This is a genomic window from Enterococcus sp. DJ147D b, from assembly GCF_058216655.1.
The window spans coordinates 1,946,267-1,971,869 of the sequence record NZ_CM177104.1 but is presented as its reverse complement, the minus strand read 5'-3'; the positions used below and the strand labels follow the sequence as shown (position 1 = coordinate 1,971,869).

Annotated in this window: 17 protein-coding genes, 3 tRNA genes, 3 rRNA genes and 1 other annotated feature; of the genes, 21 read left to right on the top strand and 2 right to left on the bottom strand. The window is 39.1% G+C overall.

Features of this window, described 5'->3' with window-relative positions; translation table 11 throughout:
• The first annotated feature begins 389 nt into the window (after positions 1 to 389).
• The 5 genes from AC4BD1_RS09280 to AC4BD1_RS09260 all read left to right on the top strand — a co-directional run bounded on the left by AC4BD1_RS09280 (position 390) and on the right by AC4BD1_RS09260 (position 5,878).
• Positions 390 to 1,949: ribosomal RNA gene (locus AC4BD1_RS09280) — 16S ribosomal RNA — on the top strand.
• Positions 1,950 to 2,178: 229 nt separating this feature from the next.
• A 23S ribosomal RNA gene (locus AC4BD1_RS09275) occupies positions 2,179 to 5,092 on the top strand.
• A gap of 92 nt (positions 5,093 to 5,184) precedes the next feature.
• A 5S ribosomal RNA gene (gene rrf, locus AC4BD1_RS09270) occupies positions 5,185 to 5,300 on the top strand.
• Together the 16S, 23S and 5S rRNA genes with 1 tRNA gene alongside form the textbook arrangement of a ribosomal RNA operon.
• 9 nt (positions 5,301 to 5,309) lie before the next feature.
• Positions 5,310 to 5,383: transfer RNA gene (locus AC4BD1_RS09265), tRNA-Asn, on the top strand.
• Between the two features lie 132 nt (positions 5,384 to 5,515).
• Positions 5,516 to 5,878 carry an iron-sulfur cluster biosynthesis family protein gene (locus AC4BD1_RS09260; protein WP_490485513.1) on the top strand — a complete coding sequence of 121 codons (363 nt, stop codon included), beginning with the start codon at positions 5,516 to 5,518 and terminating at the stop codon, positions 5,876 to 5,878.
• Positions 5,879 to 6,327: 449 nt separating this feature from the next.
• Here AC4BD1_RS09260 and AC4BD1_RS09255 read toward each other — a convergent pair.
• Positions 6,328 to 6,400 (bottom strand) — tRNA-Thr (locus AC4BD1_RS09255).
• A gap of 256 nt (positions 6,401 to 6,656) precedes the next feature.
• On the opposite strand from AC4BD1_RS09255, the gene AC4BD1_RS09250 reads away from it, so the two are divergent.
• From AC4BD1_RS09250 to AC4BD1_RS09235, 4 genes are all read left to right on the top strand, one after another.
• Positions 6,657 to 6,730: transfer RNA gene (locus AC4BD1_RS09250), tRNA-Asn, on the top strand.
• A 150-nt stretch (positions 6,731 to 6,880) separates the two neighbouring features.
• Complete coding sequence (locus AC4BD1_RS09245; RefSeq protein ID WP_490466350.1) at positions 6,881 to 8,209, top strand: C1 family peptidase; 1,329 nt, start codon at positions 6,881 to 6,883, stop codon at positions 8,207 to 8,209.
• 229 nt (positions 8,210 to 8,438) lie between these two features.
• Complete coding sequence (locus AC4BD1_RS09240; RefSeq protein WP_490485512.1) at positions 8,439 to 9,272, top strand: fructosamine kinase family protein; 834 nt, start codon at positions 8,439 to 8,441, stop codon at positions 9,270 to 9,272.
• 15 nt (positions 9,273 to 9,287) lie between these two features.
• Positions 9,288 to 10,025, top strand: coding sequence for an acyl-ACP thioesterase domain-containing protein (locus AC4BD1_RS09235; RefSeq protein ID WP_490466348.1), 738 nt, complete (start codon positions 9,288 to 9,290; stop codon positions 10,023 to 10,025).
• A 63-nt stretch (positions 10,026 to 10,088) separates the two neighbouring features.
• On the opposite strand, the gene AC4BD1_RS09230 is transcribed toward AC4BD1_RS09235, so the two are convergent.
• On the bottom strand, positions 10,089 to 11,057 hold the full coding sequence (locus AC4BD1_RS09230; protein WP_206907578.1) for an asparaginase: 969 nt from the start codon (positions 11,055 to 11,057) through the stop codon (positions 10,089 to 10,091).
• 248 nt (positions 11,058 to 11,305) lie between these two features.
• On the opposite strand from AC4BD1_RS09230, the gene AC4BD1_RS09225 reads away from it, so the two are divergent.
• The 12 genes from AC4BD1_RS09225 (at position 11,306) to AC4BD1_RS09170 (ending at position 25,580) form a co-directional block, all read left to right on the top strand.
• Positions 11,306 to 12,139 (top strand): DUF72 domain-containing protein, encoded by an 834-nt coding sequence (locus AC4BD1_RS09225; protein ID WP_206907577.1) that lies wholly within the window; start codon positions 11,306 to 11,308, stop codon positions 12,137 to 12,139.
• Between the two features lie 17 nt (positions 12,140 to 12,156).
• Positions 12,157 to 13,002, top strand: coding sequence for a Cof-type HAD-IIB family hydrolase (locus AC4BD1_RS09220; protein ID WP_490485511.1), 846 nt, complete (start codon positions 12,157 to 12,159; stop codon positions 13,000 to 13,002).
• A gap of 33 nt (positions 13,003 to 13,035) precedes the next feature.
• The gene (locus AC4BD1_RS09215) at positions 13,036 to 13,587 is read left to right on the top strand and encodes a pyrophosphohydrolase domain-containing protein (protein WP_206907574.1); all 552 of its coding nucleotides are present in this window, start codon (positions 13,036 to 13,038) and stop codon (positions 13,585 to 13,587) included.
• 217 nt (positions 13,588 to 13,804) lie between these two features.
• A complete protein-coding gene (locus AC4BD1_RS09210) occupies positions 13,805 to 15,526 on the top strand; it encodes a septation ring formation regulator EzrA (protein ID WP_206907572.1) in 1,722 nt (573 codons plus the stop codon).
• 381 nt (positions 15,527 to 15,907) lie between these two features.
• Entirely contained in the window at positions 15,908 to 17,050 is a 1,143-nt protein-coding gene (locus AC4BD1_RS09205; protein WP_490466347.1) for a cysteine desulfurase family protein, read from the top strand.
• 16 nt (positions 17,051 to 17,066) lie between these two features.
• Positions 17,067 to 18,278: a tRNA uracil 4-sulfurtransferase ThiI gene (gene thiI, locus AC4BD1_RS09200; protein ID WP_490485510.1), complete on the top strand. Its 1,212-nt coding sequence runs from the start codon at positions 17,067 to 17,069 to the stop codon at positions 18,276 to 18,278.
• Between the two features lie 382 nt (positions 18,279 to 18,660).
• A complete protein-coding gene (locus tag AC4BD1_RS09195; protein WP_206899588.1) occupies positions 18,661 to 19,314 on the top strand; it encodes a redox-sensing transcriptional repressor Rex in 654 nt (217 codons plus the stop codon).
• 55 nt (positions 19,315 to 19,369) lie between these two features.
• Positions 19,370 to 19,608, top strand: a binding site (T-box leader).
• 46 nt (positions 19,609 to 19,654) lie between these two features.
• Positions 19,655 to 22,300 carry a valine--tRNA ligase gene (locus AC4BD1_RS09190; RefSeq protein WP_206907566.1) on the top strand — a complete coding sequence of 882 codons (2,646 nt, stop codon included), beginning with the start codon at positions 19,655 to 19,657 and terminating at the stop codon, positions 22,298 to 22,300.
• 229 nt (positions 22,301 to 22,529) lie between these two features.
• Positions 22,530 to 23,843, top strand: a complete 1,314-nt coding sequence (locus AC4BD1_RS09185) for a bifunctional folylpolyglutamate synthase/dihydrofolate synthase (RefSeq protein WP_206907593.1) — start codon at positions 22,530 to 22,532, stop codon at positions 23,841 to 23,843.
• A complete protein-coding gene (locus AC4BD1_RS09180) occupies positions 23,833 to 24,483 on the top strand; it encodes an HAD family hydrolase (protein WP_206907557.1) in 651 nt (216 codons plus the stop codon). The genes AC4BD1_RS09185 and AC4BD1_RS09180 overlap by 11 nt, the downstream gene beginning before the upstream one ends.
• Positions 24,484 to 24,537: 54 nt before the next feature.
• The gene (gene radC / locus AC4BD1_RS09175; protein ID WP_206907555.1) at positions 24,538 to 25,230 is read left to right on the top strand and encodes a RadC family protein; all 693 of its coding nucleotides are present in this window, start codon (positions 24,538 to 24,540) and stop codon (positions 25,228 to 25,230) included.
• 149 nt (positions 25,231 to 25,379) lie between these two features.
• Positions 25,380 to 25,580, top strand: a complete 201-nt coding sequence (locus AC4BD1_RS09170) for a cold-shock protein (RefSeq protein WP_067480248.1) — start codon at positions 25,380 to 25,382, stop codon at positions 25,578 to 25,580.
• The last annotated feature ends 23 nt before the right edge of the window (positions 25,581 to 25,603 follow it).

Here is a 25,603-nt window from a genome sequence, read left to right as displayed (position 1 = left end):
AATAGTTGTTGACTTGTGAGTTATCACATGATAAGATAACTGAGTCGTTTAAAAAGAACCTCTTATGAAGCTTGATTTCATCAAGAAAAACTTCAAAAAAGTTCTTGACAAATAACAAATGATGCGATATGATAAACGAGTTGCTGAAAGATTTCTTAAACGAAATCGAAAAAAACTTTTTCAAAAAAGAGTTGACATTCAAACGTCGCTCTGATATGATATAAAAGTTGCTACGGCAATTCAAGTAGACCTTTGAAAACTGAACAAAGTAAGACAAACCAAATGTGTAGGGCGTCTTGATTCAATTCAAGACAACAAACATTTTTAAACAGCAAGCAATATGCTAGCAAACAAATTGAGCTTAACAATCGAAAGATTGTTCTAACTTTTATTATGAGAGTTTGATCCTGGCTCAGGACGAACGCTGGCGGCGTGCCTAATACATGCAAGTCGTACGCTTTTTCTTTCACCGGAGCTTGCTCCACCGAAAGAAAAGGAGTGGCGAACGGGTGAGTAACACGTGGGTAACCTGCCCATCAGAAGGGGATAACACTTGGAAACAGGTGCTAATACCGTATAACAATCGAAACCGCATGGTTTTGATTTGAAAGGCGCTTTCGGGTGTCGCTGATGGATGGACCCGCGGTGCATTAGCTAGTTGGTGAGGTAACGGCTCACCAAGGCCACGATGCATAGCCGACCTGAGAGGGTGATCGGCCACATTGGGACTGAGACACGGCCCAAACTCCTACGGGAGGCAGCAGTAGGGAATCTTCGGCAATGGACGAAAGTCTGACCGAGCAACGCCGCGTGAGTGAAGAAGGTTTTCGGATCGTAAAACTCTGTTGTTAGAGAAGAACAAGGATGAGAGTAACTGTTCATCCCTTGACGGTATCTAACCAGAAAGCCACGGCTAACTACGTGCCAGCAGCCGCGGTAATACGTAGGTGGCAAGCGTTGTCCGGATTTATTGGGCGTAAAGCGAGCGCAGGCGGTTTCTTAAGTCTGATGTGAAAGCCCCCGGCTCAACCGGGGAGGGTCATTGGAAACTGGGAGACTTGAGTGCAGAAGAGGAGAGTGGAATTCCATGTGTAGCGGTGAAATGCGTAGATATATGGAGGAACACCAGTGGCGAAGGCGACTCTCTGGTCTGTAACTGACGCTGAGGCTCGAAAGCGTGGGGAGCAAACAGGATTAGATACCCTGGTAGTCCACGCCGTAAACGATGAGTGCTAAGTGTTGGAGGGTTTCCGCCCTTCAGTGCTGCAGCTAACGCATTAAGCACTCCGCCTGGGGAGTACGACCGCAAGGTTGAAACTCAAAGGAATTGACGGGGGCCCGCACAAGCGGTGGAGCATGTGGTTTAATTCGAAGCAACGCGAAGAACCTTACCAGGTCTTGACATCCTTTGACCACTCTAGAGATAGAGCTTCCCCTTCGGGGGCAAAGTGACAGGTGGTGCATGGTTGTCGTCAGCTCGTGTCGTGAGATGTTGGGTTAAGTCCCGCAACGAGCGCAACCCTTATTGTTAGTTGCCATCATTAAGTTGGGCACTCTAGCAAGACTGCCGGTGACAAACCGGAGGAAGGTGGGGATGACGTCAAATCATCATGCCCCTTATGACCTGGGCTACACACGTGCTACAATGGGAAGTACAACGAGTCGCGAAGTCGCGAGGCTAAGCTAATCTCTTAAAGCTTCTCTCAGTTCGGATTGTAGGCTGCAACTCGCCTACATGAAGCCGGAATCGCTAGTAATCGCGGATCAGCACGCCGCGGTGAATACGTTCCCGGGCCTTGTACACACCGCCCGTCACACCACGAAAGTTTGTAACACCCGAAGTCGGTGAGGTAACCTTTTGGAGCCAGCCGCCTAAGGTGGGATAGATGATTGGGGTGAAGTCGTAACAAGGTAGCCGTATCGGAAGGTGCGGCTGGATCACCTCCTTTCTAAGGAATATTACGGAGACTACACAGGTTTGTCATTATTACTTTGTTCAGTTTTGAGAGGTTTACTCTCAAAACATTTTGTTCATTGAAAACTGGATATTTGAAGTAAGATCAAAACAAACCGAGAACACCGCGTTGAATGAGTTTTTTAATAAGTTCAATTGCTTATTTTTCTTGACACGTTTCTATCGCTAGAAATGAAGTCAAAACCCAACCGTAAGGTTGATAAGGTTAAGTGAATAAGGGCGCACGGTGGATGCCTTGGCACTAGGAGCCGATGAAGGACGGGACTAACACCGATATGCTTTGGGGAGCTGTACGTAAGCTATGATCCAGAGATTTCCGAATGGGGGAACCCAGCATCTTTTATAGGATGTTACAAATATGTGAATACATAGCATATTTGAGGTAGACGCAGAGAACTGAAACATCTAAGTACCTGCAGGAAGAGAAAGAAAATTCGATTCCCTGAGTAGCGGCGAGCGAAACGGGAAAAGCCCAAACCAACAAGCTTGCTTGTTGGGGTTGTAGGACTCCGATATGGTAGTTTTTTCAGATAATCGAATGACTTGGAAAAGTCAGTCAAAGAGGGTAAAAACCCCGTAGATGAAATTTGGAAAGCACCTAGGAGGATCCTGAGTACGGCGGAACACGAGGAATTCCGTCGGAATCCGGGAGGACCATCTCCCAAGGCTAAATACTCCCTAGTGACCGATAGTGAACCAGTACCGTGAGGGAAAGGTGAAAAGCACCCCGGAAGGGGAGTGAAATAGAACCTGAAACCGTGTGCCTACAACAAGTCAAAGCCCGTTAATGGGTGATGGCGTGCCTTTTGTAGAATGAACCGGCGAGTTACGATTGCATGCGAGGTTAAGTCGAAGAGACGGAGCCGTAGCGAAAGCGAGTCTGAATAGGGCGTTTGAGTATGTAGTCGTAGACCCGAAACCATGTGATCTACCCATGTCCAGGTTGAAGGTGCGGTAAAACGCACTGGAGGACCGAACCCACGTACGTTGAAAAGTGCGGGGATGAGGTGTGGGTAGCGGAGAAATTCCAAACGAACTTGGAGATAGCTGGTTCTCTCCGAAATAGCTTTAGGGCTAGCCTCGGAATTGAGAATGATGGAGGTAGAGCACTGTTTGGACTAGGGGCCCATCTCGGGTTACCGAATTCAGATAAACTCCGAATGCCATTCATTCATATCCGGGAGTCAGACTGTGAGTGATAAGATCCATAGTCGAAAGGGAAACAGCCCAGACCACCAGCTAAGGTCCCAAAATATATGTTAAGTGGAAAAGGATGTGGGGTTGCACAGACAACTAGGATGTTGGCTCAGAAGCAGCCACCATTTAAAGAGTGCGTAATAGCTCACTAGTCGAGTGACCCTGCGCCGAAAATGTACCGGGGCTAAACATATTACCGAAGCTGTGGATAACACCTATGGTGTTATGGTAGGAGAGCGTTCTAAGGGCGTTGAAGGTAGATCGTGAGGACTACTGGAGCGCTTAGAAGTGAGAATGCCGGTATGAGTAGCGAAAGACAGGTGAGAATCCTGTCCACCGAATGACTAAGGTTTCCTGGGGAAGGCTCGTCCGCCCAGGGTTAGTCGGGACCTAAGCCGAGGCCGAAAGGCGTAGGCGATGGATAACAGGTTGATATTCCTGTACCCGTTGTTTTTGTTTGAGCAATGGAGGGACGCAGGAGGCTAAGGAAAGCAGACGATTGGAAATGTCTGTCCAAGCAGTAAGTCTTAGGTTGAGTCAAATGCTTAATCTTTTAAGGACAAGCTGTGATGGGGAGGGAAATAATAGTACCGAAGTTCCTGATGTCACACTGCCAAGAAAAGCTTCTAGTGAGAAAACAATGGCCCGTACCGCAAACCGACACAGGTAGTCGAGGAGAGAATCCTAAGGTGAGCGAGAGAACTCTCGTTAAGGAACTCGGCAAAATGACCCCGTAACTTCGGGAGAAGGGGTGCTGATCGTCAGATCAGCCGCAGTGAATAGGCCCAAGCGACTGTTTATCAAAAACACAGGTCTCTGCAAAATCGTAAGATGAAGTATAGGGGCTGACGCCTGCCCGGTGCTGGAAGGTTAAGAGGAGTGCTTAGCGTAAGCGAAGGTACGAATTGAAGCCCCAGTAAACGGCGGCCGTAACTATAACGGTCCTAAGGTAGCGAAATTCCTTGTCGGGTAAGTTCCGACCCGCACGAAAGGCGTAACGATTTGGGCACTGTCTCAACGAGAGACTCGGTGAAATTTTAGTACCTGTGAAGATGCAGGTTACCCGCGACAGGACGGAAAGACCCCATGGAGCTTTACTGTAGTTTGATATTGAGTGTCTGTACCGCATGTACAGGATAGGTAGGAGCCGTAGAAATCGGAACGCTAGTTTCGATGGAGGCGCTGGTGGGATACTACCCCTGCGTTATGGCCACTCTAACCCGCACCACTAATCGTGGTGGGAGACAGTGTCAGATGGGCAGTTTGACTGGGGCGGTCGCCTCCTAAAAGGTAACGGAGGCGCCCAAAGGTTCCCTCAGAATGGTTGGAAATCATTCGAAGAGTGTAAAGGCAGAAGGGAGCTTGACTGCGAGACCAACAAGTCGAGCAGGGACGAAAGTCGGGCTTAGTGATCCGGTGGTTCCGCATGGAAGGGCCATCGCTCAACGGATAAAAGCTACCCTGGGGATAACAGGCTTATCTCCCCCAAGAGTCCACATCGACGGGGAGGTTTGGCACCTCGATGTCGGCTCGTCGCATCCTGGGGCTGTAGTCGGTCCCAAGGGTTGGGCTGTTCGCCCATTAAAGCGGCACGCGAGCTGGGTTCAGAACGTCGTGAGACAGTTCGGTCCCTATCCGTCGCGGGCGTTGGAAATTTGAGAGGAGCTGTCCTTAGTACGAGAGGACCGGGATGGACTTACCGCTGGTGTACCAGTTGTTCTGCCAAGGGCATTGCTGGGTAGCTATGTAGGGAAGGGATAAACGCTGAAAGCATCTAAGTGTGAAGCCCACCTCAAGATGAGATTTCCCATTTCTTTAAGAAAGTAAGATCCCTGAGAGATGATCAGGTAGATAGGTCAGAAGTGGAAGTACAGTGATGTATGGAGCGGACTGATACTAATCGATCGAGGACTTAACCAAGAATGGTAAAAGAAAAAACTCGGAAGAGTTTGAGATTACTTCAAATCCAGTTTTGAGTGAGCAAAAGCAAACTCAATAAGATAACACCACAGTGTGGTGGCGATAGCGAGAAGGATACACCTGTAACCATGCCGAACACAGAAGTTAAGCTTCTTAGCGCCGATTGTAGTGAGGGGTTGCCCCTTGTGAGAGTAGGACGTCGCCACGCTGGTGTTATTCCGGCATAGCTCAGTTGGTAGTAGCGCATGACTGTTAATCATGATGTCGTAGGTTCGAGTCCTACTGCCGGAGTATTAAAAAGAAGGAAGAAATCATTACGATTTCTTCCTTCTTTTTTGTTGTATTAGCTGATGAAGCAAGTGACTCGCTATATTTATTGATATGTGTTAGCATTTTTTTGGAAGAATAAGGAGGTTTTAAATAATGTATTTAAAAATTTCTACTGAAGCACAAGAACGATTACAAAAATATTTAGATGAAGAGGCAGTCGTGATTCTTGATCTCGATGATGGTGTAGGTGCGTATTCTAAAATGGGTGTTTGTTCATTAGACACTAGTTTTCGTCTATTAGTTTTAGATAAAGCACAAAAAAAAGAAGACTATCAATTAGTTTTGGATAGTGATGTTGGCGAGCTTTATGTGAAAGACTACTCCAAGATGTATATGGAAGAGGCGATGACGTTGTCGCTTGATACACGACTAGGTGTATTCAAGTTATCGGGGCCCAGTGGTATGCTAGATAGCCATGTTCAATTAGTAGATCTTCGTCCTAATAAAATTGTGTAACTCGTTAATTAAATAAGAAAAACTCTCTTGTGTATAAAAATTGTATACACAAGAGAGTTTTTTAGTTCAGCGCCACTACTGATAAGAATGTAGGTTCCTAGTCCAAAAAGGAGGACTGGCATGAGAAATACTTGATGTCACTGGAGTTCCTCTTTTATAAAAGAAAGATTGGCTAATTTAAAATTAGATAACACCAAGTAGCAATCATAAATATAAGAATAGTTCTTATTAAATCAATGAAAGAATATCAACTAGATAATGGAATATAAATTCCGATATTAATGGATTGTCATTAGCCAAAAGAATAACAGTTAAAAAATGTGGTCATAAGCTACCTGTTAATAGTTTTTCATCTTTGAAATCTGTATTGACAACTGAAGTTTCTTTCTTTCTTAATAAAAAAACAGCACAGATACGCTGTTTTAACAACGTATTGTGCTATTTAAGGAAGCCACTTGACGGGCTTGAACCGTCGACCCCCACCTTACCATGGTGGTGCTCTACCAGCTGAGCTAAAGCGGCATGAATATTTTCACAACTAATAGAATAGCGAAAATAATGAAATTTGTCAATCCTATTTATGGTGAAAAGTGGACGTAATAAATTAAAATACGTCAGTGAGAGTTGTATTTTCAGTAGTGCTTTATGAAGAATAAAAGAGATTGGTTTATTTAAAAATAATGGAAAGAGCGATAATTTTTTTAGCTAAAAATAAAAAAAAAACAAAAAAAGTATTGCACGTGGTAGAATAAATTGCTATTATATTCTTGTACTTAATTCCGGCATAGCTCAGTTGGTAGTAGCGCATGACTGTTAATCATGATGTCGTAGGTTCGAGTCCTACTGCCGGAGTAAGAATAAAAAAACACAACTTTTTGGAGTTGTGTTTTTTTATTTTCCTTTGAATAGAGGATTGCTAGGAAAGTCTGTTTGGCAGATTGTAATTATTAGAGCAGAAGAGTAGAATGGTGATTATATCATGGATTTGGAAAGGATGATTGGATGTCAGCTATTACACCTGAGATGACAAAAAAGTTTGAGGAACAGTTTCTAGAAAATAATAAACAACAGGCGTTACAACGTACGGTTGTGAAAAATGGAATTTCTGCATCTGCAGAGAATATTTCTGCTCACGTTGCGAATACACCCGTATTTTCAATTGATCTAGCAACAGGGAATGTTGCGAATCAAAAGCAATCTGGACGCTGCTGGATGTTTGCAGCATTGAATACGTTCCGTCATAAAATGCTTACACAATTTCAACTAAAGGATTTTGAATTATCACAGAATTATACTTTTTTCTGGGATAAATATGAAAAAGCAAATTATTTCTATGAAAATGTTATTGCAACTGGTAAAGAAGACTTAACAAGTCGTAAAGTGGCTTTCTTGTTAGCAACACCACAACAAGATGGCGGGCAATGGGATATGATTGTTTCTTTATTCCAAAAATATGGAGTAGTACCTAAGTCTGTTATGCCAGAAAGCGCAAATAGTTCTAATTCTCGCGACTTAAATAATTATTTGAATAAAATGCTGCGTAAAGATGCAGTTACTTTGCGTGAATTAGTTGCTAAAGGATCACCTGAAGCAGAAATACAAGCTAAGAAAGAAGCAATGCTTAAAGAAGTCTATCAATTTTTGGCGATTTCATTAGGTACACCACCAGAATCTTTTGATTTTGAATACCGTGATGAAGAAAAAAATTACCATATCGACCAAAACCTAACACCGAAAACTTTTTATGATAAATATGTGGGCGTGAATTTGGATGACTATGTCAGTATCATTAATGCACCAACTGAAGACAAGCCTTTTGATCGTTCATATACAGTTGAAATGTTAGGTAATGTCGTTGGTGGAAAAGAAGTTAAATATCTAAATGTGGATATGCCGACATTTAAAAAATTAGCGATTGCACAATTAGAACAAGGAGAATCTGTTTGGTTTGGCTGCGATGTAGGTCAATCTTCAACTAGAGATAGTGGGATCATGGCGTTAGATGCGTATGATATGAATGATTTATTCGATGTTGATTTTACAATGACTAAAGCAGAACGTTTAGATTTTGGTGAGAGTTTGATGACCCATGCAATGGTCTTAACTGGCGTTGATCTAGTAGACGACAAATCAACTAAATGGAAAGTTGAGAATAGTTGGGGAGAAAAAGTTGGAACAAAAGGTTTCTTTGTAATGAGTGATGAATGGATGGATGAGTATACTTATCAAATCGTTGTTCGAAAAGATTTATTAACGAAAGAACAACTTGAAGCATTCAATGCAGAACCAATTGTTTTAGCACCTTGGGATCCAATGGGCGCTTTAGCTTAATCCAATAAATATACAACCTGAATACTCAGTTATCAAGGACTCAAATAATCCCGTTTAGATAAATCATTTATTTGATTTGCTCTGAACGGGGTTGTTTTGATTTGCTTTTCAATCGATGAACAACGTTTTTTTAATCAGCTATGCTATAATTTTTAATAACAGAAAGATTAAACGAGTGCTGTTGGCAACTGGGAAGTGAAAGGGCTGAGTTATTTAGGGGGAAAATAAGATGGAAATTCAATCCGTGCTAAAAGAATTAAATTTGACTGGGAAAGTTGTACCAATTGCTGGTGGTGATGTCAATCAGGCATATCGAATTGAAGAACAAACGAGAACTTATTTTCTGAAGATTCATCCAAAAGTCAAACGTCGTTTTTTTGAAGTAGAAGTGAATGGACTGAAAGAATTGGCACCTTATGTCCGAGTTCCTGAAACTTATTTATTAGGGGAAACATTCGATGGAGCTTACTTACTAATGGAATGGATCGAGCCTGGAAGTGGGAATCAGGCAGATTTAGGACGTGCCTTGGCAACAATTCATCAAGCAACGGCACCACAATTTGGTTTTTATGAAGATAATTATTTAGGTATTTTGGAACAAACGAATACTTTTGAAGAAAATTGGTGGACTTTTTTCTTTAAGAATCGCCTAGAAAAACAACTCACGATTGCAGAAACGAATAATCATTGGAATCACTGGCGACAAGAAAAATTTTTCCGATTCAAAGAATCTTTTTTACGTGATGTTGGGGAGCAAAAGATTATCCCAAGCCTCTTGCATGGCGACCTATGGAGTGGTAATGTTTTCTTTGACCAACAAGGACATCCGGTGTTGATTGACCCAGCTGTTTCATATGGTAATCGCGAGCAGGATATAGCAATGAGTCAGTTATTTGGAGGGCTCCGCCCTGAATTTTTAGCAGGCTATCAAGAACTAAATCCCCTGGATAAAGGCTGGAAGAAACGTTTACCCGTCTATCAGTTATATTATTTACTTGCTCACTTGAATATGTTTGGCGAAAGTTATGGCGCGCAAGTTGATCAATTATTAGTTTGGAAGTAAGAGGAGGATAATTTTTTGGCAAAGAAATATTCCAGAAAACATGAAGTAGCATATTACGAATGTGATATTAATCAAACGATGACTTTTCCTGCTATGCTAGGGATCGTTATCAAAACATCAGAGGATCAAAGTGATTCATTGGGGAGAAGTAGTGACTTTATCAAAAAATTTGGGTTGACATGGGTAATCACTAATTATTCGATGGAAATTACACGACTTCCACGAGTAGGTGAAATTGTCAATGTGACAACTCAAGCAATGGAGTATAATAAATATTTTTGTTATCGAAATTTCTGGATCCATGATGAGGCAGGAAATGAATTAGTAAAGATTGATTCTGTGTTTGTTTTGATGGACTTTGTGAACCGAAAGATGAGTAGTGTTAATGAAGAAATCATCGCACCTTTTGAAAGTGAAAAAATCAAAAAAATCAAAAGACAACCTAAAATCGAAAAAATTGAGGCAGGTTTCATGTTGCCTTATCGCGTTCGATTTTATGACATTGATAGCAATCAGCATGTGAATAATGCAATGTATTTTAACTGGATGATTGATGTTTTGGGACGTGATTTCTTAACAACACATGTACCAAAAAGTGTTGTGGTTCGTTTTGATAAAGAGGTTGAGTATGGTCACGAAATCGAAAGTCATTTTGAACAAGTTTCTGTGGAAAATGGGGTTAAAACGAGACATGAGATTCGAATGCAGGATCAAATTTACTGCGAAGCGAATATCATATGGGAAAATAAATAATGAAAAAGAGGCTGGGGTATCTGTATGTTTTGTACTTCCCAACCTCTTTTTAGTTTGATTTCTTTAATTATGAATAAATGTAACTAGTTCTTTTCCGGAAAGACCATAGTTAAGTGCAATTAATAATTTTAATCGTGCTTTTTGACTATTGATGCTATCACAGAAAATCACGCCCATCTCTTCCAGTTCCTTGCCACCACCAGAGTAATCATAGACTGGTTCAGCAATTCCATTAAAACATCTTGAAACAAGAACTACTGGAATTTTTTGAATAAGTAGCTTTTTTAATGCAGCAAGTGTTTGTGGTGGAAGATTTCCTGCACCAAGAGCTTCAATGACCAAGCCATCGACTTTGGTGTGAGCCAATGCTTCAATCAATTCTCCATGCATTCCTGCATAGGCCTTTACAATAGGGATCACACCATCAACTGAGTCAATATCTAAGTGATGAGTAGGTAAGAGTTCTTGCATAAAAAGAATTCGATTCTTAGTAACTAAACCAATTGGGCCTAAGGTTGGTGTTCGAAAAGTGGCTACGTTCGTGGTATGTGTTTTAGTGACGTAGCGTGCGGAATGAATCTCATCATTCATCACAATCAGGACGCCTTTATCTTTTGCTTCAGCACAACTAGCCACTCGTATCGCACTTTCAAAATTATATAAGCCGTCACTACCAAGTTCATTACTAGAGCGCATCGCACCTGTTAAGACAATTGGAAGTTGTTCACCAATCGTTGTATCTAAAAAGAAAGCTGTTTCTTCTAATGTATCTGTTCCATGAGTGATGACAACACCTGTTACTCCAGTTTTGATTGCTTCTTGAATCCGATTTTTCAACATCAGCATATGATTTGGCATGATGTGTGGAGAGGGAAGATTAAAGATATCTTCAACTAATAACTCCACATTTTCAGGGATTTCGATTTCCGCATCCATTAATGGATTGGCAACATCGGGACTGACGCCACCGGTTAAAACATTTTCTTTCATGGCGATTGTTCCGCCAGTGTGTAGTACAAGAATTTTTTTCATTCGACGACTTCCTTACCAATAATTTTGCATAGAGTTTCAAGCTTATTGTATACTATATAAAAGAGTTTTGCTATCTATGAAAACAAGTGAGATTTGGTTGATTCTGTTGATAAAAAGACAAATAAAAGACTGTGCTTACGGTAGTGTTAGATAACTCAACTTATTTTCTGCTATTTTAGCAGGAAAATGCAGTTGAGTTTTTCATTTTTAGAAAACTTTTTTGTTAAAACAAATTAGGAGGGAAGTAGATGATCCGTATAGGTCTGACCTCGTTTAAAGAACATGACAAATTAACTGGTAAAAAAAATAATACCTTGTTTGAGTATGCAGCTTTCTTACCTCTTGTTGAATTAGACACTGCTTATTATGGAATTCCAAGAAAAACATCTGTTGAAAAATGGATTCAAGAAGTGCCTGATTCTTTTCGTTTTGTTGTAAAAGCTTATCAAGGCATTAGTGGTCAAGGAAACTGGCAAGATTATTATCAGTCTGAAGAAGAAATGATTGATAAATTTTTAGATGTAATGAAGCCGATGGTTGATGCTGGTAAATTATTTTGCTTTTTGATCCAATTTCCTGCTTCATTTAAATGTTCAAAAGAAAGTGTGGCGTATTTACGTAAGCTGCATGCTTGGTTCAAAGATTTGCCTGTCGCAATCGAATTGCGTGACTATTCTTGGTATAGCGAAAACTATTTAGAACGAACCCATGAATTTATGCGACGTGCACAATTTTCATTAGCAATCATTGATGAACCACAACTATTGAATGCAACGGTTCCTAGAGATTTGTTTGTCACGAACGAGACATTTACTTTGTTTCGTTTTCACGGTCGGAATGTGCAAGGGTGGCAAGCAAACGACGCAGATTGGCGAAAAAAGAGAACACTTTATCGTTATTCTGATAAAGAGCTAGAAGAATTAGCGCAAGAAATCATTAGTTTAAAGGATGAGACGCAGGAAATTGGGATTATTTTCAATAATAATTCTGGCGGAGATGCGGCTGAAAATGCGTTGATGTTACAACATATTTTGGGACTTGAACCAGAGGGTCTAAACCCAACCCAGATTGACTTATTCTAAGAAGGAGTCTAAGACAAATGATTAAAGCAATCTTTTTTGATATCGATGGGACACTTGTCAATAGTCATTCAAAAGTGCTTGCGTCAACAAAAAAGGCAATCCAAGAGGCTCAAAAGCAAGGAATTTTATGTGGAGTAGCTACGGGACGAAGCCCAGTACGATTAGAAGAAATGTTGGATGGATTGGACCTTGATATGTATGTGGTCTACAATGGACAACTCGTTTTTACAGCAAGAGAAACGATTGTCAGTCAACCGTTTACGCCAGCTGTTTTGCAAAAAATCGTTACTTTTTCAGATGAAAACCATCGACAAATTTTATTTGGAGGAAGAAGTCGATTAGAAGGATCATCAACGATGCTTCTTGCTCAATCAATGAATATCAAACGGTTAGTTGCTTTATTACCAAAAAAATTTCCAGTCCGTTTATTAAAAAAATTATTACAACTTTTTAGCCCTCATCGGCAAAAAGAACGTTACGAGGCTTTGCCAATTCTGAAGGAACCAGTTTATCAATGTATTTTATTGAGTGCAGAGTCGGAACAACAAAAATTAAGTAAAGTTTTCCCAGAGTGTACGTTTCAACGTTCCAATACTTACACAGTTGATATGATTCCTAAGGGCGGTTCCAAATTGTTAGGTATTCGAGCATTTGCCAAAGCAAAAGGCATCGAAATGTCAGAAATCATGGCTTTTGGTGATCATTTTAACGATGTGGAGATGTTAAAAGGTGTTGGTATTGGTGTCGCAATGGGAAATGGGCAACCAAGTGTAAAAGCAGTCGCAGATTATGTCACGCAAACAAACGATCAAGATGGCATCTTCACAGCACTTCAATACTTTGGAATCGAAACGTCAAAATAACCAGTTTATGATTCGTGTAAGGAGAGAACCAATATGTCAAAAAAAACGCCTTTTGAACAAGTCGAAGAATTTCATGCAATATTTGATCCAAGAAAACCAAAGCAACCTACACCATTTTCAGAACAAGAAGCGATTTATCGTGCAGGATTCAAAGCAGAAGAATTAGTTGAACTGATTGCTGCAACATCCAACGGGCAAAAGGAACAGCTCCATCAGGCTGTCCAAAAGCTCCATGAAGCGATCGACCAAGCAGAACAAAAAATGTTGAAAAAAGAACACTGGGGTCAGCAACCACTAATTGAACAGGTCGACGCACTAACAGATATCTTGTACTTTACTTACGGGTCATTTTCACTTTTGGGTGTTGATCCAACGAACATCTTCGATATCGTGCATCAAGCAAATATGGGGAAACTTTTTCCAGACCACAAACCGCATTACCATCCAGTGACCAATAAAGTACTGAAACCTGAAAATTGGGCGAAAGATTTTGCGCCTGAGCCGCGAATCAAACAAGAAATCACAAAGCAAATTGCGCAAGCACAACAAAAAAACATCGAGAAAAAGGAACTTGTTTCTGATTAAATTCAATTCAGAACGGAAATTAAATAACCAAAATTGTGTTATGTTTTCCTTAGACAAAAATGAAAGATTTTTTTCTAAGTTAGTGAATGCTCGAAAAGAGTGTGCTATAATCTAAGATAGATGTCTTTTTACACGAAAAATTACTATTGGTTTTTATGCGTGAAAGAATGTTATTTCGTGCGTAAAGAGATGCACATTGAAAACGGAGGAACCTTAAATGGGAAGTAATGTTATCATCGGAATCGTCACTGCAATTATTATTGTAGCCATCGTCGTTTTTCTGGTTGGTTATTTGCTAAAGAAAAAAAATCAAGACCGGTTGAATGCTTTGGAAAAACGCAAGGAAGAATTATTCGACTTGCCTGTGATAGAAGAAGTTGATGATGTAAAGAAGATGCATCTGGTTGGGCAAAGCCAAAATACTTTTCGTGAATGGAGTCAAAAATGGAACGACATATCTACCTCTTCATTTGCTGAGTTAGAAAGCCAAATTTTTGAAGTTGAGAACCTCAATGAAAGTTTCCGATTTTTAAAAGGCAAGAAAGCTGTCCTAGTTGCTGAAACTACTATGGATAAAATGGAAAAAGAAGTTACTGAAATCCGTGATGGTCTAAAAGAATTACGTGAAACGGAAGAACGGAACTCTCTAGCTGTACAACAAGCTTTAGATGTCTATGAAGAATTGAAGAAAAAAGTCAATGAGGACGAAACCGAGTACGGCCCGGCAATCGCTGAGTTGCGTAAACAAATTAAGACAATTGAAGATGAATTCACTAAATTTGTAACGTTAAATACATCTGGTGATCCTGTCGAAGCCCGTGAAGTTTTGGATAACGCTGAGAAGCGAACGTATGAAGTTGAAGCTTGGATGAAAAAAGTGCCACCTTTATTCGAAGACTTGAACACAACTTTCCCAGAACAAATCGAAGAGATCAACGACACTTATACAAAGCTTTTGAAGGAAGAGTATGTTTTCCCAGAAGAAGATTTTGCGAACGATATTGCGCGTGTGAACAAACGAATTGAAAGTTCACTTGCGAATCTCGAAAAAACAGAGGTTGAAACGGTTGAAATCGAAAATCGTGAAACAGCTGATTTGATCGATTCGTTATATGATGTATTAGAAAGAGAAATGGAAGCAAAAGCATATGTGATGAAAAACCAAGCAACAATTGATGAATATATCACACATGCGACAAAAAACAATCGTCAATTATTGATTGAATTGGATCATACTTCTCAAAGCTATGCACTAAATCATAACGAAATTGGTCGAGTACGTGGTTTCCAATCTGAAGTGGAAGAAATCGAGCGTCAAAATGCGCAGATGACACCACAAATTGAGAACCATGAGATTCCATATTCTGAAGTACGGACTTTTTATAAGAATGTTTTCAAAGTATTGGAAGATATCGAAAGTCAACAAATTGAAATCGATGACTCATTACATGAATTACGAAAAGGTGAAAAGATTGCGCAAGAAAAAATTGATGTCTTTGAATTTAAATTGCGTAGTTTGAAACGTTTCGTTGAAAAACAACGTTTGCCAGGCTTACCAAAAGATTATCTAGAGTTTTTCTATGTAGCAACTGACCGAATTGAAGAATTAAGTGTTGTGTTGAATAAAATCAGAATCAACATGGAAGAAGTCAATCGTTTAGTTGATCTTTGTGAAGAAGATTTGGAATTACTAGATAAGAAAACCCATGACTTAGTAGATGCTGCTGCATTGACTGAACAAATGTTGCAATATGCAAATCGTTACCGTCATACTCATGCAGAAATCAAAGAAGCGATTGATAAGAGTCTTTATTTATTCAATAAAGAAAATCAATATCAAGAAGCTTTGGATGAAATCGGCACAGCACTCGAACGCGTGGAACCAGGAGCATTTAAGCGAATTGAAGATTTTTACTTCAATAATCCTGACTTAGTTTAGTCAGTTGATGCTTGATTTGCAGAATCAACAATGAATAAAGAAAAGAAAGTGGGAAAGTGATCCCACTTTCTTTTTTTGTCTATTTTGTGGAAGAACAGGATCTTTGAAATTTTTCTGCGAAACAACTACATTTAGTCGATTTTTTCATTATTTTTCGGAGTTGACCGCTTAGGGTCACAACCTTGTCTACGGTGTTCCCTAAGCAGCTTTTTCGGCAATAAGTTCTCTTTTTCTAAAAATATGAGCAGCTATTTTTAGAAAAGCATTTTTATTGCTTGAAGCTAACCGTTTAGAGCCACATCAACTTACAAAAAAGAATTGTTGAAAGCATATAGGACAACCGTTATAATAGAAAAGAATTTCAAAAAAGAGGGGTTTCTTATGATATATTTTGACAATAGCGCGACAACCCCAATTTTTCCGCAAAGTTTAGATGCCTATGTAAAGACAAGTCAGCGGATTATTGGGAATCCATCAAGTTTACATGACTTGGGCAACCAAGCCAATCGTTTATTACAACAGGCAAGAAAGCAGATTGCTGAGCTTATTGGCGCAACTGCAGAAGAAATTTATTTTACCTCTGGTGGGACAGAAGGCGATAATTGGATCTTGAAAGGTACAGTGATTGAGAAACGTGAATACGGTAATCATTTGATTATTTCTGGAATCGAACATCCTGCAGTGAGCGAAACCGCCGAACAACTAAAAGAACTAGGGATGGAAGTCAGTATTGCACCTGTGGATAAAAATGGTTTCGTGATTGTAGAAGAGCTGAAGAAATTAGTTCGCAAAGAAACCATTTTGATTTCAATTATGGGTGTTAATAATGAAGTTGGTTCTATTCAACCAATTCAAGAAATCAGTGAATTTTTAGCAGACTATCCAAAAATCCATTTTCATGTTGATGCCGTGCAAGCAATTGGAAAGGTTCCAACTGACCAATGGCTGACCGAACGTGTTGATTTTGCAACATTTTCTGCGCATAAATTTCATGGACCTCGTGGAATTGGTTTCATCTACTGGAAAAAAGGTCGTCGTTTAGCACCTTTACTAACTGGTGGAGGGCAAGAAAACAATCAACGAAGTGGAACGGAGAATGTTCCTGCAATTGTCGCAATGGCAAAAGCATTACGCCTTTCTTTAGATACAAAAGCAAGAAAACCTGAGCATACAAAAAATCTTAAAACGGCATTGATCGGCGCGTTGAAAACATACGATAAGGTGACGATTTTTTCTGAAGGAGAAAATTATGCACCGCATATTTTATGTTTTTCATTAAAAGGAATTCGTGGTGAAGTGCTCGTACATGCGTTGGAAGAAAAACAAATCTTTATTTCAACAACGAGTGCTTGTTCTTCTCGTAAACACATGGCTAGCAGTACGTTACATGCGATGCATGTGCCTCATGACTTAGCGACATCTGCTGTTCGGATTAGTTTAGATGAAAGTAATTCAATGGCTGAAGTAGAACAGTTTATGATTATTTTTAAACAACTGTATCAAAAGTTCTCAGCTATTAATTAAATGAAGGAGTGTTTCGGTGAAATATAGTGAAATTATGGTTCGCTACGGCGAGCTATCGACGAAAGGAAAAAATCGCAAAACGTTTATTATGCAATTAGCACAAAATGTACGTCAAACGTTAAAAGAGTTCCCAGAAATCAAAATTCATGCAGACCGTGATCGTATGCATTTATTGTTAAATGGTGCAGATGGGCATTTGGTTATACCAAAATTGGCAAAAATTTTTGGTATTCAAAATTTTTCACCAAGTATTCGTGTAGAAAAAGATGTTCAAGTCTTAAAAGATAGTGTTCAAGCAATCATGAAAGAAGTTTATACGGGGGAGCAAACATTTAAAATTATTGCCAAACGTAGTGATCATGATTTTGAATTAACTAGTAATGAATTGAACCAAACACTGGGGAATGCTGTATTTGATATTTTTCCAGAAATCAACGTTCAAATGAAAAAGCCAGATATTCCATTACGTGTGGAAATTCGTCGCGATGGTGCCTACCTTTCTTATGAGACAATCAAAGGTGCGGGTGGCTTACCTGTTGGCACGAGTGGAAAAGGGATGTTGATGTTATCTGGTGGGATTGATTCACCTGTTGCAGGCTATTATGCGATGAAACGTGGTGTTGAAATTGAAGCTGTCCATTTTGCTAGTCCGCCTTATACAAGCGAGCAAGCATTACAAAAAGCCAAAGATTTAACTGCCAAGTTAGCACCATATGTGGGAACGATTCAGTTTATTGAAGTACCATTTACAGAAATACAAGAAGAAATTAAAAAATCAGTCCCACAAGGATACTGGATGACAATTACCCGCCGGATGATGTTACGATTAACAGATGAAATTCGTCGTATTCGTCATGGATTGGTTATTTTAAATGGTGAATCATTAGGCCAAGTGGCTTCTCAAACATTGCAAAGTATGGTTGCAATCAATGAAGTGACGAATACACCGATTATTCGTCCTGTGGCAACAATGGACAAACTAGAAATTATTGAAGTTGCTGAAAAAATCGATACATTTGAGTTATCTATTCAACCATTTGAAGACTGCTGTACTATATTTGCACCACCACAGCCAAAAACGCGACCAAACTTGGATAAAGTTCATCAGTATGAAGAACGCTTAGCGATTGATGAAATGATTGAGCGTGCGTTGGTAGGGCTGAAAATCGAAGCAATTCGTGTAGATGCTATTCAGGAACAAGAAGAGGAATTTGCTGATTTGTTGTAAAAGGTTGTGAAAGAAGTGTTCAGCTCTGATAAAATAGCGGGTAGGTATTCGAAATAACTTTTCATATTTTGAGATGACTGAAAGCTATATGGAGGAGTTGTTTTGAGAACACTGTAGACAAGGTTGTGGCTCTAAGCGGTTAGCTTCAAGCAATAAGAATGCTTTTCTAAAAATAGGCTTCTCATAGTTTTATGAAAAGAGAACTTATTGCCGAAGAAGCTGTTTGAGAAATGCCAAAGTACCAAATAATTAATTGAATTAGCTAGAAAAGCAAAGGATAATTTTTATTGTTCTTTGCTTTTTTCATTGACATGAATGCTTGTTCCAACGTTTCAAACATGATACACTAAATATGTGAAAATATGAACAAGGAGCTTTGAACATGCGAGAGTTGAAAAAATCTGAAACGTTACCAAAAGCAACAGCAAAACGTTTACCGTTATACTTACGTTACTTAAAGATGTTGGATGATTCAGGAATTGTTCGCATCAAATCAAAAGAATTTAGTGAGATTACGCAAGTACCGCCTGCAACGATTCGAAGAGATTTTTCACATCTTGGTGAGTTGGGAAGAAGTGGTTATGGGTATGATGTTCCTTTCCTGATCGAAGTTTTTAATAGTATTTTAAATACCCGGGAAGAAAAAAGAATCGCGTTAGTGGGTTATGGAAATTTAGGTAAAGCTTTACGACATAACAATTTTCGCCGAAATGATAATTTAAATATTGTTTGTGTGTTTGATAATGATCCTGAACTGATTGGCAGAGAAATAGATGGCTTGACGATCTATCCAATTGAACGTTTTGCTGAAATCTCAAAAGAAATGCAAGTCAGCGTAGCGATCTCTACCGTACCTAGCAAGTATTCACAGTCAGCTGTTGATGAAATTGTCAAAAGTGAAGTTACAGCTATCTTAAACTTTGCACCTGACCGAGTGATTGTGCCAGAGCATGTCAATGTTCAGTACATTGATTTAACGACAGAACTGCAAACACTGATTTATTTTGACGAAAATTATTCGACTGTTTTCTCTTAAACGTTGACTAAAAATAAAGTGTAGTTGACACATAAAAAAAAGGAATGTAGAATGAATCATGACGTTGAACAAGAGGAGTAACTAGTGATTTATTTTTAGAGAGAGAGCGAGTAGCTGAAACGTTCTTAATAATAGCTGGTGAAGGTAGCTTGGAAGTCTTTGTCTTGAAGCTCATTGTGTTAGTCAATGAAGGAGTAGGGATAAACGAGTCGTGATCGTTAACTCACTTGAGAGGTAGTAGCAAAACTTGCTAGTACAAATTAGGTGGTACCGCGTAAATTATACGTCCTAAAATACGAAAGTATTTTAGGACTTTTTTTATTTTAAAGGAGGAAACAGGATGACGGAAGAAAAAAATTTATCAACAAAATATAATCCGCAAGAAGTTGAAGCTGGCCGCTATCAAAACTGGTTGGATCAAGATTTATTCAAACCAAGTGGCGACAAGAAAGCGAAACCCTACTCAATTGTTATCCCACCACCAAATGTAACTGGTAAATTACATTTAGGTCATGCTTGGGACACAACATTACAAGATATGTTGATTCGCCAAAAGAGAATGCAAGGTTTCGATACATTATGGTTACCAGGAATGGACCATGCAGGTATTGCCACTCAAGCAAAAGTAGAAGAAAAACTTCGTGAACAAGGAATTTCTCGTTATGATTTAGGTCGTGAAAAATTTATCGACCAAGTTTGGGATTGGAAAGAAGAATATGCTAGCCATATTCGTGAACAATGGGCAACAATGGGCTTGTCTTTAGACTATAGCCGTGAACGTTTTACTTTAGATGATGGGTTATCAGAAGCTGTCCGTAAAGTTTTTGTGACTTTATATGAAAAAAATCTGATTTATCGTGGTGAGTACATCATCAACTGGGATCCACAAGCTCGAACAGCATTATCCGATATTGAAGTAATCCACAAGGACATCGAAGGTGCATTTTACCATATGAGCTATGAACTAGCAGATGGTTCTGGCATCGTTGAGATTGCAACGACACGTCCAGAAACAATGCTTGGGGATACCGCAGTGGCTGTTCACCCAGATGACGAACGTTATCAAGATTTGATTGGCAAAAAAGTTATCTTACCATTAGTCAACAAAGAAATTCCAGTTGTTGCAGATACGTATGTTGATATGGAATTTGGAACAGGTGTTGTTAAAATTACGCCAGCACATGACCCAAATGACTTCGAGGTTGGTAATCGTCATGACTTACCTCGCGTCAATGTAATGAATGAAGACGGAACAATGAATGAATTAGCTGGAAAATATGCTGGTATGGACCGTTTTGAAGCAAGAAAAGCAGTTGTCGATGACTTAAAAGAAATCGGTCGTTTAATCAAAATCGATACTATGACGCATAGTGTCGGTCATTCTGAACGTACAGGAGTTGTTGTTGAACCTCGCTTATCCACCCAATGGTTTGTTAAAATGCAACCACTTGCTCAAAAAGCAATAGAAAATCAAGAAACAGATAACGCGGTGGAATTTTTCCCACCACGTTTTGACCAAACTTTCTTGCGTTGGATGGACAATGTGCACGACTGGGTTATCTCTCGTCAATTATGGTGGGGACATCAAATTCCTGCTTGGTATCATAAAGAAACTGGCGAAATGTATGTTGGAATGGAAGCTCCTGCAGATAGCGAAAACTGGGTGCAAGATCCAGATGTTTTAGATACATGGTTCAGTTCTGCATTATGGCCGTTTTCAACAATGGGCTGGCCGGATACAGACAGCGAAGATTATAAACGTTATTTTCCAACAAGCACATTGGTGACTGGCTACGATATTATTTTCTTCTGGGTTAGTCGAATGATTTTCCAAAGTCTCGAATTCACTGGGGAACGACCATTTGATAACGTCTTGATTCATGGATTGATCCGTGCAGAAGATGGTCGTAAGATGAGTAAATCGTTGGGTAACGGAATTGATCCAATGGAAGTAATTGAAAAATATGGTGCTGACGCACTTCGCTGGTTCTTATCAAATGGTTCTGCACCAGGACAAGATATGCGTTTCAGTTATGAAAAAATGGACGCAGCTTGGAACTTTATCAATAAAATTTGGAATGCTTCACGTTTTGTTATCATGAATGTGGAAGGCATGACAGTTAAAGACATTGATCTAACTGGTGAAAAATCAGTTGCTGATCGTTGGATCTTGACACGTCTAAATGAAACAGTTGCTAAAGTAACAGATTTATTTGACCACTTTGAGTTTGGTGAAGCAGGTCGCCAATTGTATAACTTCATTTGGGATGATTTTTGTGATTGGTATATTGAAATGAGTAAAGAAGTTCTTTACGGCGATGATGTGGATTCAAAACAAACGACTCGTAGTATCTTAATCCACACACTAGATCAAATTTTACGTCTGTTACATCCAATCATGCCATTTGTAACGGAAGAAATTTGGCAACATATCCCACATGAAGGGACTTCATTAGTTGTGGCGGAATATCCTGTTGTTCGTCCAGAATTTGATGATGAAACAGCTTCAAAAGGAATGGAAGTCCTAAAAGAGTTGATTCGTGCAGTACGTAATATTCGTTCAGAAGTGAATACACCGTTATCAAAACCAATCACTTTATTGATTAAGACGACTGATCCAAAAATTGATCAATTCTTGGTTGAAAATACCAATTATATTGAACGTTTCTGTAATCCGGAAGAATTAGTTATTTCCAGTGAGATTACTGCACCAGATTTAGCAATGTCGGCCGTCTTAACAGGGGCTGAAATTTTCTTACCATTGGCTGGATTGATCAATATTGAAGAAGAAATCAAACGTCTTGAAAAAGAATTAGCTAAATGGACAGGTGAGGTAAAACGAGTTCAAGGAAAACTTAGCAATGAACGTTTTGTATCTAATGCACCAGATGATGTTGTTGAGGCAGAACGTGCCAAAGAAAAAGATTATTTAGAAAAACAAGCAGCTGTGAAGGATCGTATTGAAAGTTTGCGTACGATTGGCTAAACGGTGAAAAAGAATGATGTTAAAAATGAAGATTCAAGAAGAGAGAAGACCAGAAATTTTTGGTCTTCTTTTTTTGAAGGATAACCAAGAAATTTTTTAACTTTTTATCAGAAGCTCCTATAATAGAAGGAAGAAAATGATTTTGAATGATTTTTCAGTTTTCTTTAAGTGGAACTCTTCTTTCATTCTTTCTTTTTGCTATAATGAAAGAGAAATGGGGGCATTGTTGATGACAATTGAAGAAGCAATTGCTTGGATCCATAGTCGATTACCTTTTGGCTCACGTCCAGGTTTAGATCGCGTAAACGCATTATTGGAAGTCGTTGATCACCCAGAAAAAAAAATCAAAACAATTCATATTGCTGGGACCAATGGCAAGGGTTCAACTGTAACGTACTTGCGTTGTTTGTTAGAAGAAGCGGGATTAACAGTAGGAACCTTTACCTCGCCTTATATTGAAACATTTAATGAACGAATTTCGATCAATGGCAAAGAAATTCCTGATGAAGAATTGATCCAATTAGTGGAAAAATATCAGCCCTTGGTTGAACATCTTGATAAATTTGAAGTAGTTGCTGGCATTACGGAATTTGAGACTTTGACGGCAATGGCATTTGATTATTTTTTAGAAAAACAAGTGGATATTGCAATTATTGAAGTCGGCTTGGGCGGCTTACTGGATTCAACCAATGTTGTTGAGCCAATATTGACAGCAATCACGACGATTGGACTGGATCACACCGAGATTCTTGGCAAAACACTAGAAGAAATTGCAGCACAAAAAGCAGGAATCATTAAGCAAGGTGTGCCTGTTGTAACAGGAAAAATCGAATCAAATGCACTGGAAGTAATTAATAAGATAGCCAAAAATAAAAATGCAAAACATTATTTATTTGATGAAGACTATCAAGTGTCTTATCAACATCCAGCTAAAAATTGGGGTGAGATTTTTGACTTTTATAATGAAACTGGGAAAATGGTCGGTCTAAGCACAAGTATGTTGGGGCAGCATCAAGTAGAAAACGCAGGTGTTGCTATTGAATTGTATGCTCTTTATTGCCAAATGGAAAAGTTACCATTTCGCGAAAAAGAAGTCAAAAATGGATTGAAACAAGCGTACTGGCCTGGCAGAATGGAACGATTAAGCAAAGAACCATTAGTTATTTTAGATGGCGCACATAATACGCATGCAATGAAACGATTAGTTCAAAATATGAAAAAAGAGTTTTCTGGCTATCGAATCAACATTTTGTTTTCGGCATTGACTACGAAAAATGTAAATAGTATGTTACAGCAATTACAGGAAATCCCTAACGCCCATATTTATCTCACTACATTTGAGTATCCGAAAGCAATCGAATTAGATCAAGTAGCAGATTTAGCCAATCAAAAAGTATCGATCGTTTCACTTTGGCAATTTGGATTAGCTGAAATTTTAGAAAAAATGACAGACGAAGATGTATTGTTAGTAACAGGTTCTCTTTACTTTATTTCAGAAGTTCGTAAACTATTAGTTGAATTAGGAGGAAATGATGAAGGTTAATGCAGTGATTTTTGACATGGATGGCTTGTTGTTTGATACAGAAATGGTTTATTATGAGGCAACTCAAATGGTAGCCGATCAAATGGGGTTCCCGTATGATAAAGAGTTTTATTTACGGTTTTTGGGTGTTTCAGATGAAGAAGTCTGGGCAAATTATCATGAGATTTTTGCTGAGTATGGACGAGAAACAGTTCAGCGATTTATTGACGAGTCTTTCCAAGAAACACTCACTCGTTTTGCCTCAGGCAACGTTCAACTAAAACCGGGTGTAATGGAGCTACTGGATTTCTTGGATGAACAGGAAATTCCTAAAGTAGTTGCTTCTAGCAATCAGCGAAAAGTGATCGAACTCTTGTTAGAAAAAAATAATTTATTGACTCGCTTTGATACGATCGTTTCTGCTGAAAATGTGAAACGCGCAAAGCCAGATCCAGAAATCTTTTTATTAGCACAACAAAAGTTAGGAACCGCTAAAGAAAATACGTTGATTTTAGAAGATTCACAAAATGGGATTTTAGCAGCAGAAGCAGCAGAAATACCTGTCATTATGGTACCTGATTTACTGGAGCCATCTGCTGAACTTGCAGACAAAACAGTTGCTGTAGTCTCTTCGTTACATGAAATTCCAACATTTATTTAATAGAAAATGCCTCTTTTTTCGTAGCTTATAGTGAACGGAATAGGAGGTTTTTTTATGGGGAAACGGTTGATGAAAGAAGTACCAACAACATCACTTCCAAGAGAACGAATGGAGTCTTACGGTGTAGAGGCATTATCGGATCAAGAATTACTAGCGATTTTGTTGCGCACAGGACAACATCCTTATAATGTAATGGATATTGCAGGTGAGGTTTTGAAGAAGTTTGCTAATTTAACTGCTTTACGTCAAGCTTCTTTAACTGAGTTGCGGGAGATTCGAGGAATCGGTCGAGTGAAAGCATTAGAAATTTGTGCATTGATCGAGTTGGGTCAACGAATCCAAGCAGAGGCCCGTCCAGCAAGTACACTCGTACGCTCAAGTTATGAACTTGCGCAACAGTTGATTATGGAAATGCGTGATTTTCAACAAGAACATTTAGTCTGTATTTACTTGGATACCCAGAATCAAATTATTTTGAAGAAAACGTTGTTTATTGGTTCTTTGAATCAGTCAATTGCTCATCCACGAGAAATTTTTCATTTTGCCGTAAGAGTTTCGGCAGCAAAAATTATCTTGGCGCATAATCACCCATCTGGCAATGTTATCCCATCTAAGCAAGATTTACATTTTACTAAACGAATGAGAGAGTGCGGAGAGTTGATGGGGATCGAAGTATTAGATCATTTGATTATTGGTACGAAACAATATTTGAGTTTGAGAGAAGAAGGCTTACTTGAAGAAGAGTAAGTGACATTCTTGCAAAAAAAACAGAGCAAGTGTACAATTATAGTGTAATTTTGTTTGGGAATAGAAGTTAGACATTTGTTCACCTCTATCGTACACGAGCAATGTTACAAAATAATAAGTGCTCTTATGCACGAGGAGGCTATTATATAATGGAACATGGAACAGTTAAATGGTTTAATGCTGAAAAAGGATTTGGCTTCATTTCACGTGAAGACGGAAGCGACGTATTTGTTCACTTCTCAGCAATCCAAGGCGACGGATTCAAAACATTAGAAGAAGGTCAAGCTGTCACTTTTGATGTAGAAGATTCAGATCGCGGACCTCAAGCTACAAACGTTGAGAAAGCTTAATTTACTCAATATCCAAAAGGCAG

What these genes read in the sequence shown, in the direction of transcription:
- AC4BD1_RS09260 (WP_490485513.1), top strand. Translation starts at nt 5,516, where the DNA reads ATGTATTTAAAAATTTCTACTGAAGCACAAGAACGATTACAAAAATAT.
- AC4BD1_RS09245 (WP_490466350.1), top strand. Translation starts at nt 6,881, where the DNA reads ATGTCAGCTATTACACCTGAGATGACAAAAAAGTTTGAGGAACAGTTT.
- AC4BD1_RS09240 (WP_490485512.1), top strand. Translation starts at nt 8,439, where the DNA reads ATGGAAATTCAATCCGTGCTAAAAGAATTAAATTTGACTGGGAAAGTT.
- AC4BD1_RS09230 (WP_206907578.1), bottom strand. Translation starts at nt 11,057, where the DNA reads ATGAAAAAAATTCTTGTACTACACACTGGCGGAACAATCGCCATGAAA.
- AC4BD1_RS09225 (WP_206907577.1), top strand. Translation starts at nt 11,306, where the DNA reads ATGATCCGTATAGGTCTGACCTCGTTTAAAGAACATGACAAATTAACT.
- AC4BD1_RS09220 (WP_490485511.1), top strand. Translation starts at nt 12,157, where the DNA reads ATGATTAAAGCAATCTTTTTTGATATCGATGGGACACTTGTCAATAGT.
- AC4BD1_RS09215 (WP_206907574.1), top strand. Translation starts at nt 13,036, where the DNA reads ATGTCAAAAAAAACGCCTTTTGAACAAGTCGAAGAATTTCATGCAATA.
- AC4BD1_RS09210 (WP_206907572.1), top strand. Translation starts at nt 13,805, where the DNA reads ATGGGAAGTAATGTTATCATCGGAATCGTCACTGCAATTATTATTGTA.
- AC4BD1_RS09205 (WP_490466347.1), top strand. Translation starts at nt 15,908, where the DNA reads ATGATATATTTTGACAATAGCGCGACAACCCCAATTTTTCCGCAAAGT.
- AC4BD1_RS09195 (WP_206899588.1), top strand. Translation starts at nt 18,661, where the DNA reads ATGCGAGAGTTGAAAAAATCTGAAACGTTACCAAAAGCAACAGCAAAA.
- AC4BD1_RS09190 (WP_206907566.1), top strand. Translation starts at nt 19,655, where the DNA reads ATGACGGAAGAAAAAAATTTATCAACAAAATATAATCCGCAAGAAGTT.
- AC4BD1_RS09185 (WP_206907593.1), top strand. Translation starts at nt 22,530, where the DNA reads ATGACAATTGAAGAAGCAATTGCTTGGATCCATAGTCGATTACCTTTT.
- AC4BD1_RS09180 (WP_206907557.1), top strand. Translation starts at nt 23,833, where the DNA reads ATGAAGGTTAATGCAGTGATTTTTGACATGGATGGCTTGTTGTTTGAT.
- radC (WP_206907555.1), top strand. Translation starts at nt 24,538, where the DNA reads ATGGGGAAACGGTTGATGAAAGAAGTACCAACAACATCACTTCCAAGA.
- AC4BD1_RS09170 (WP_067480248.1), top strand. Translation starts at nt 25,380, where the DNA reads ATGGAACATGGAACAGTTAAATGGTTTAATGCTGAAAAAGGATTTGGC.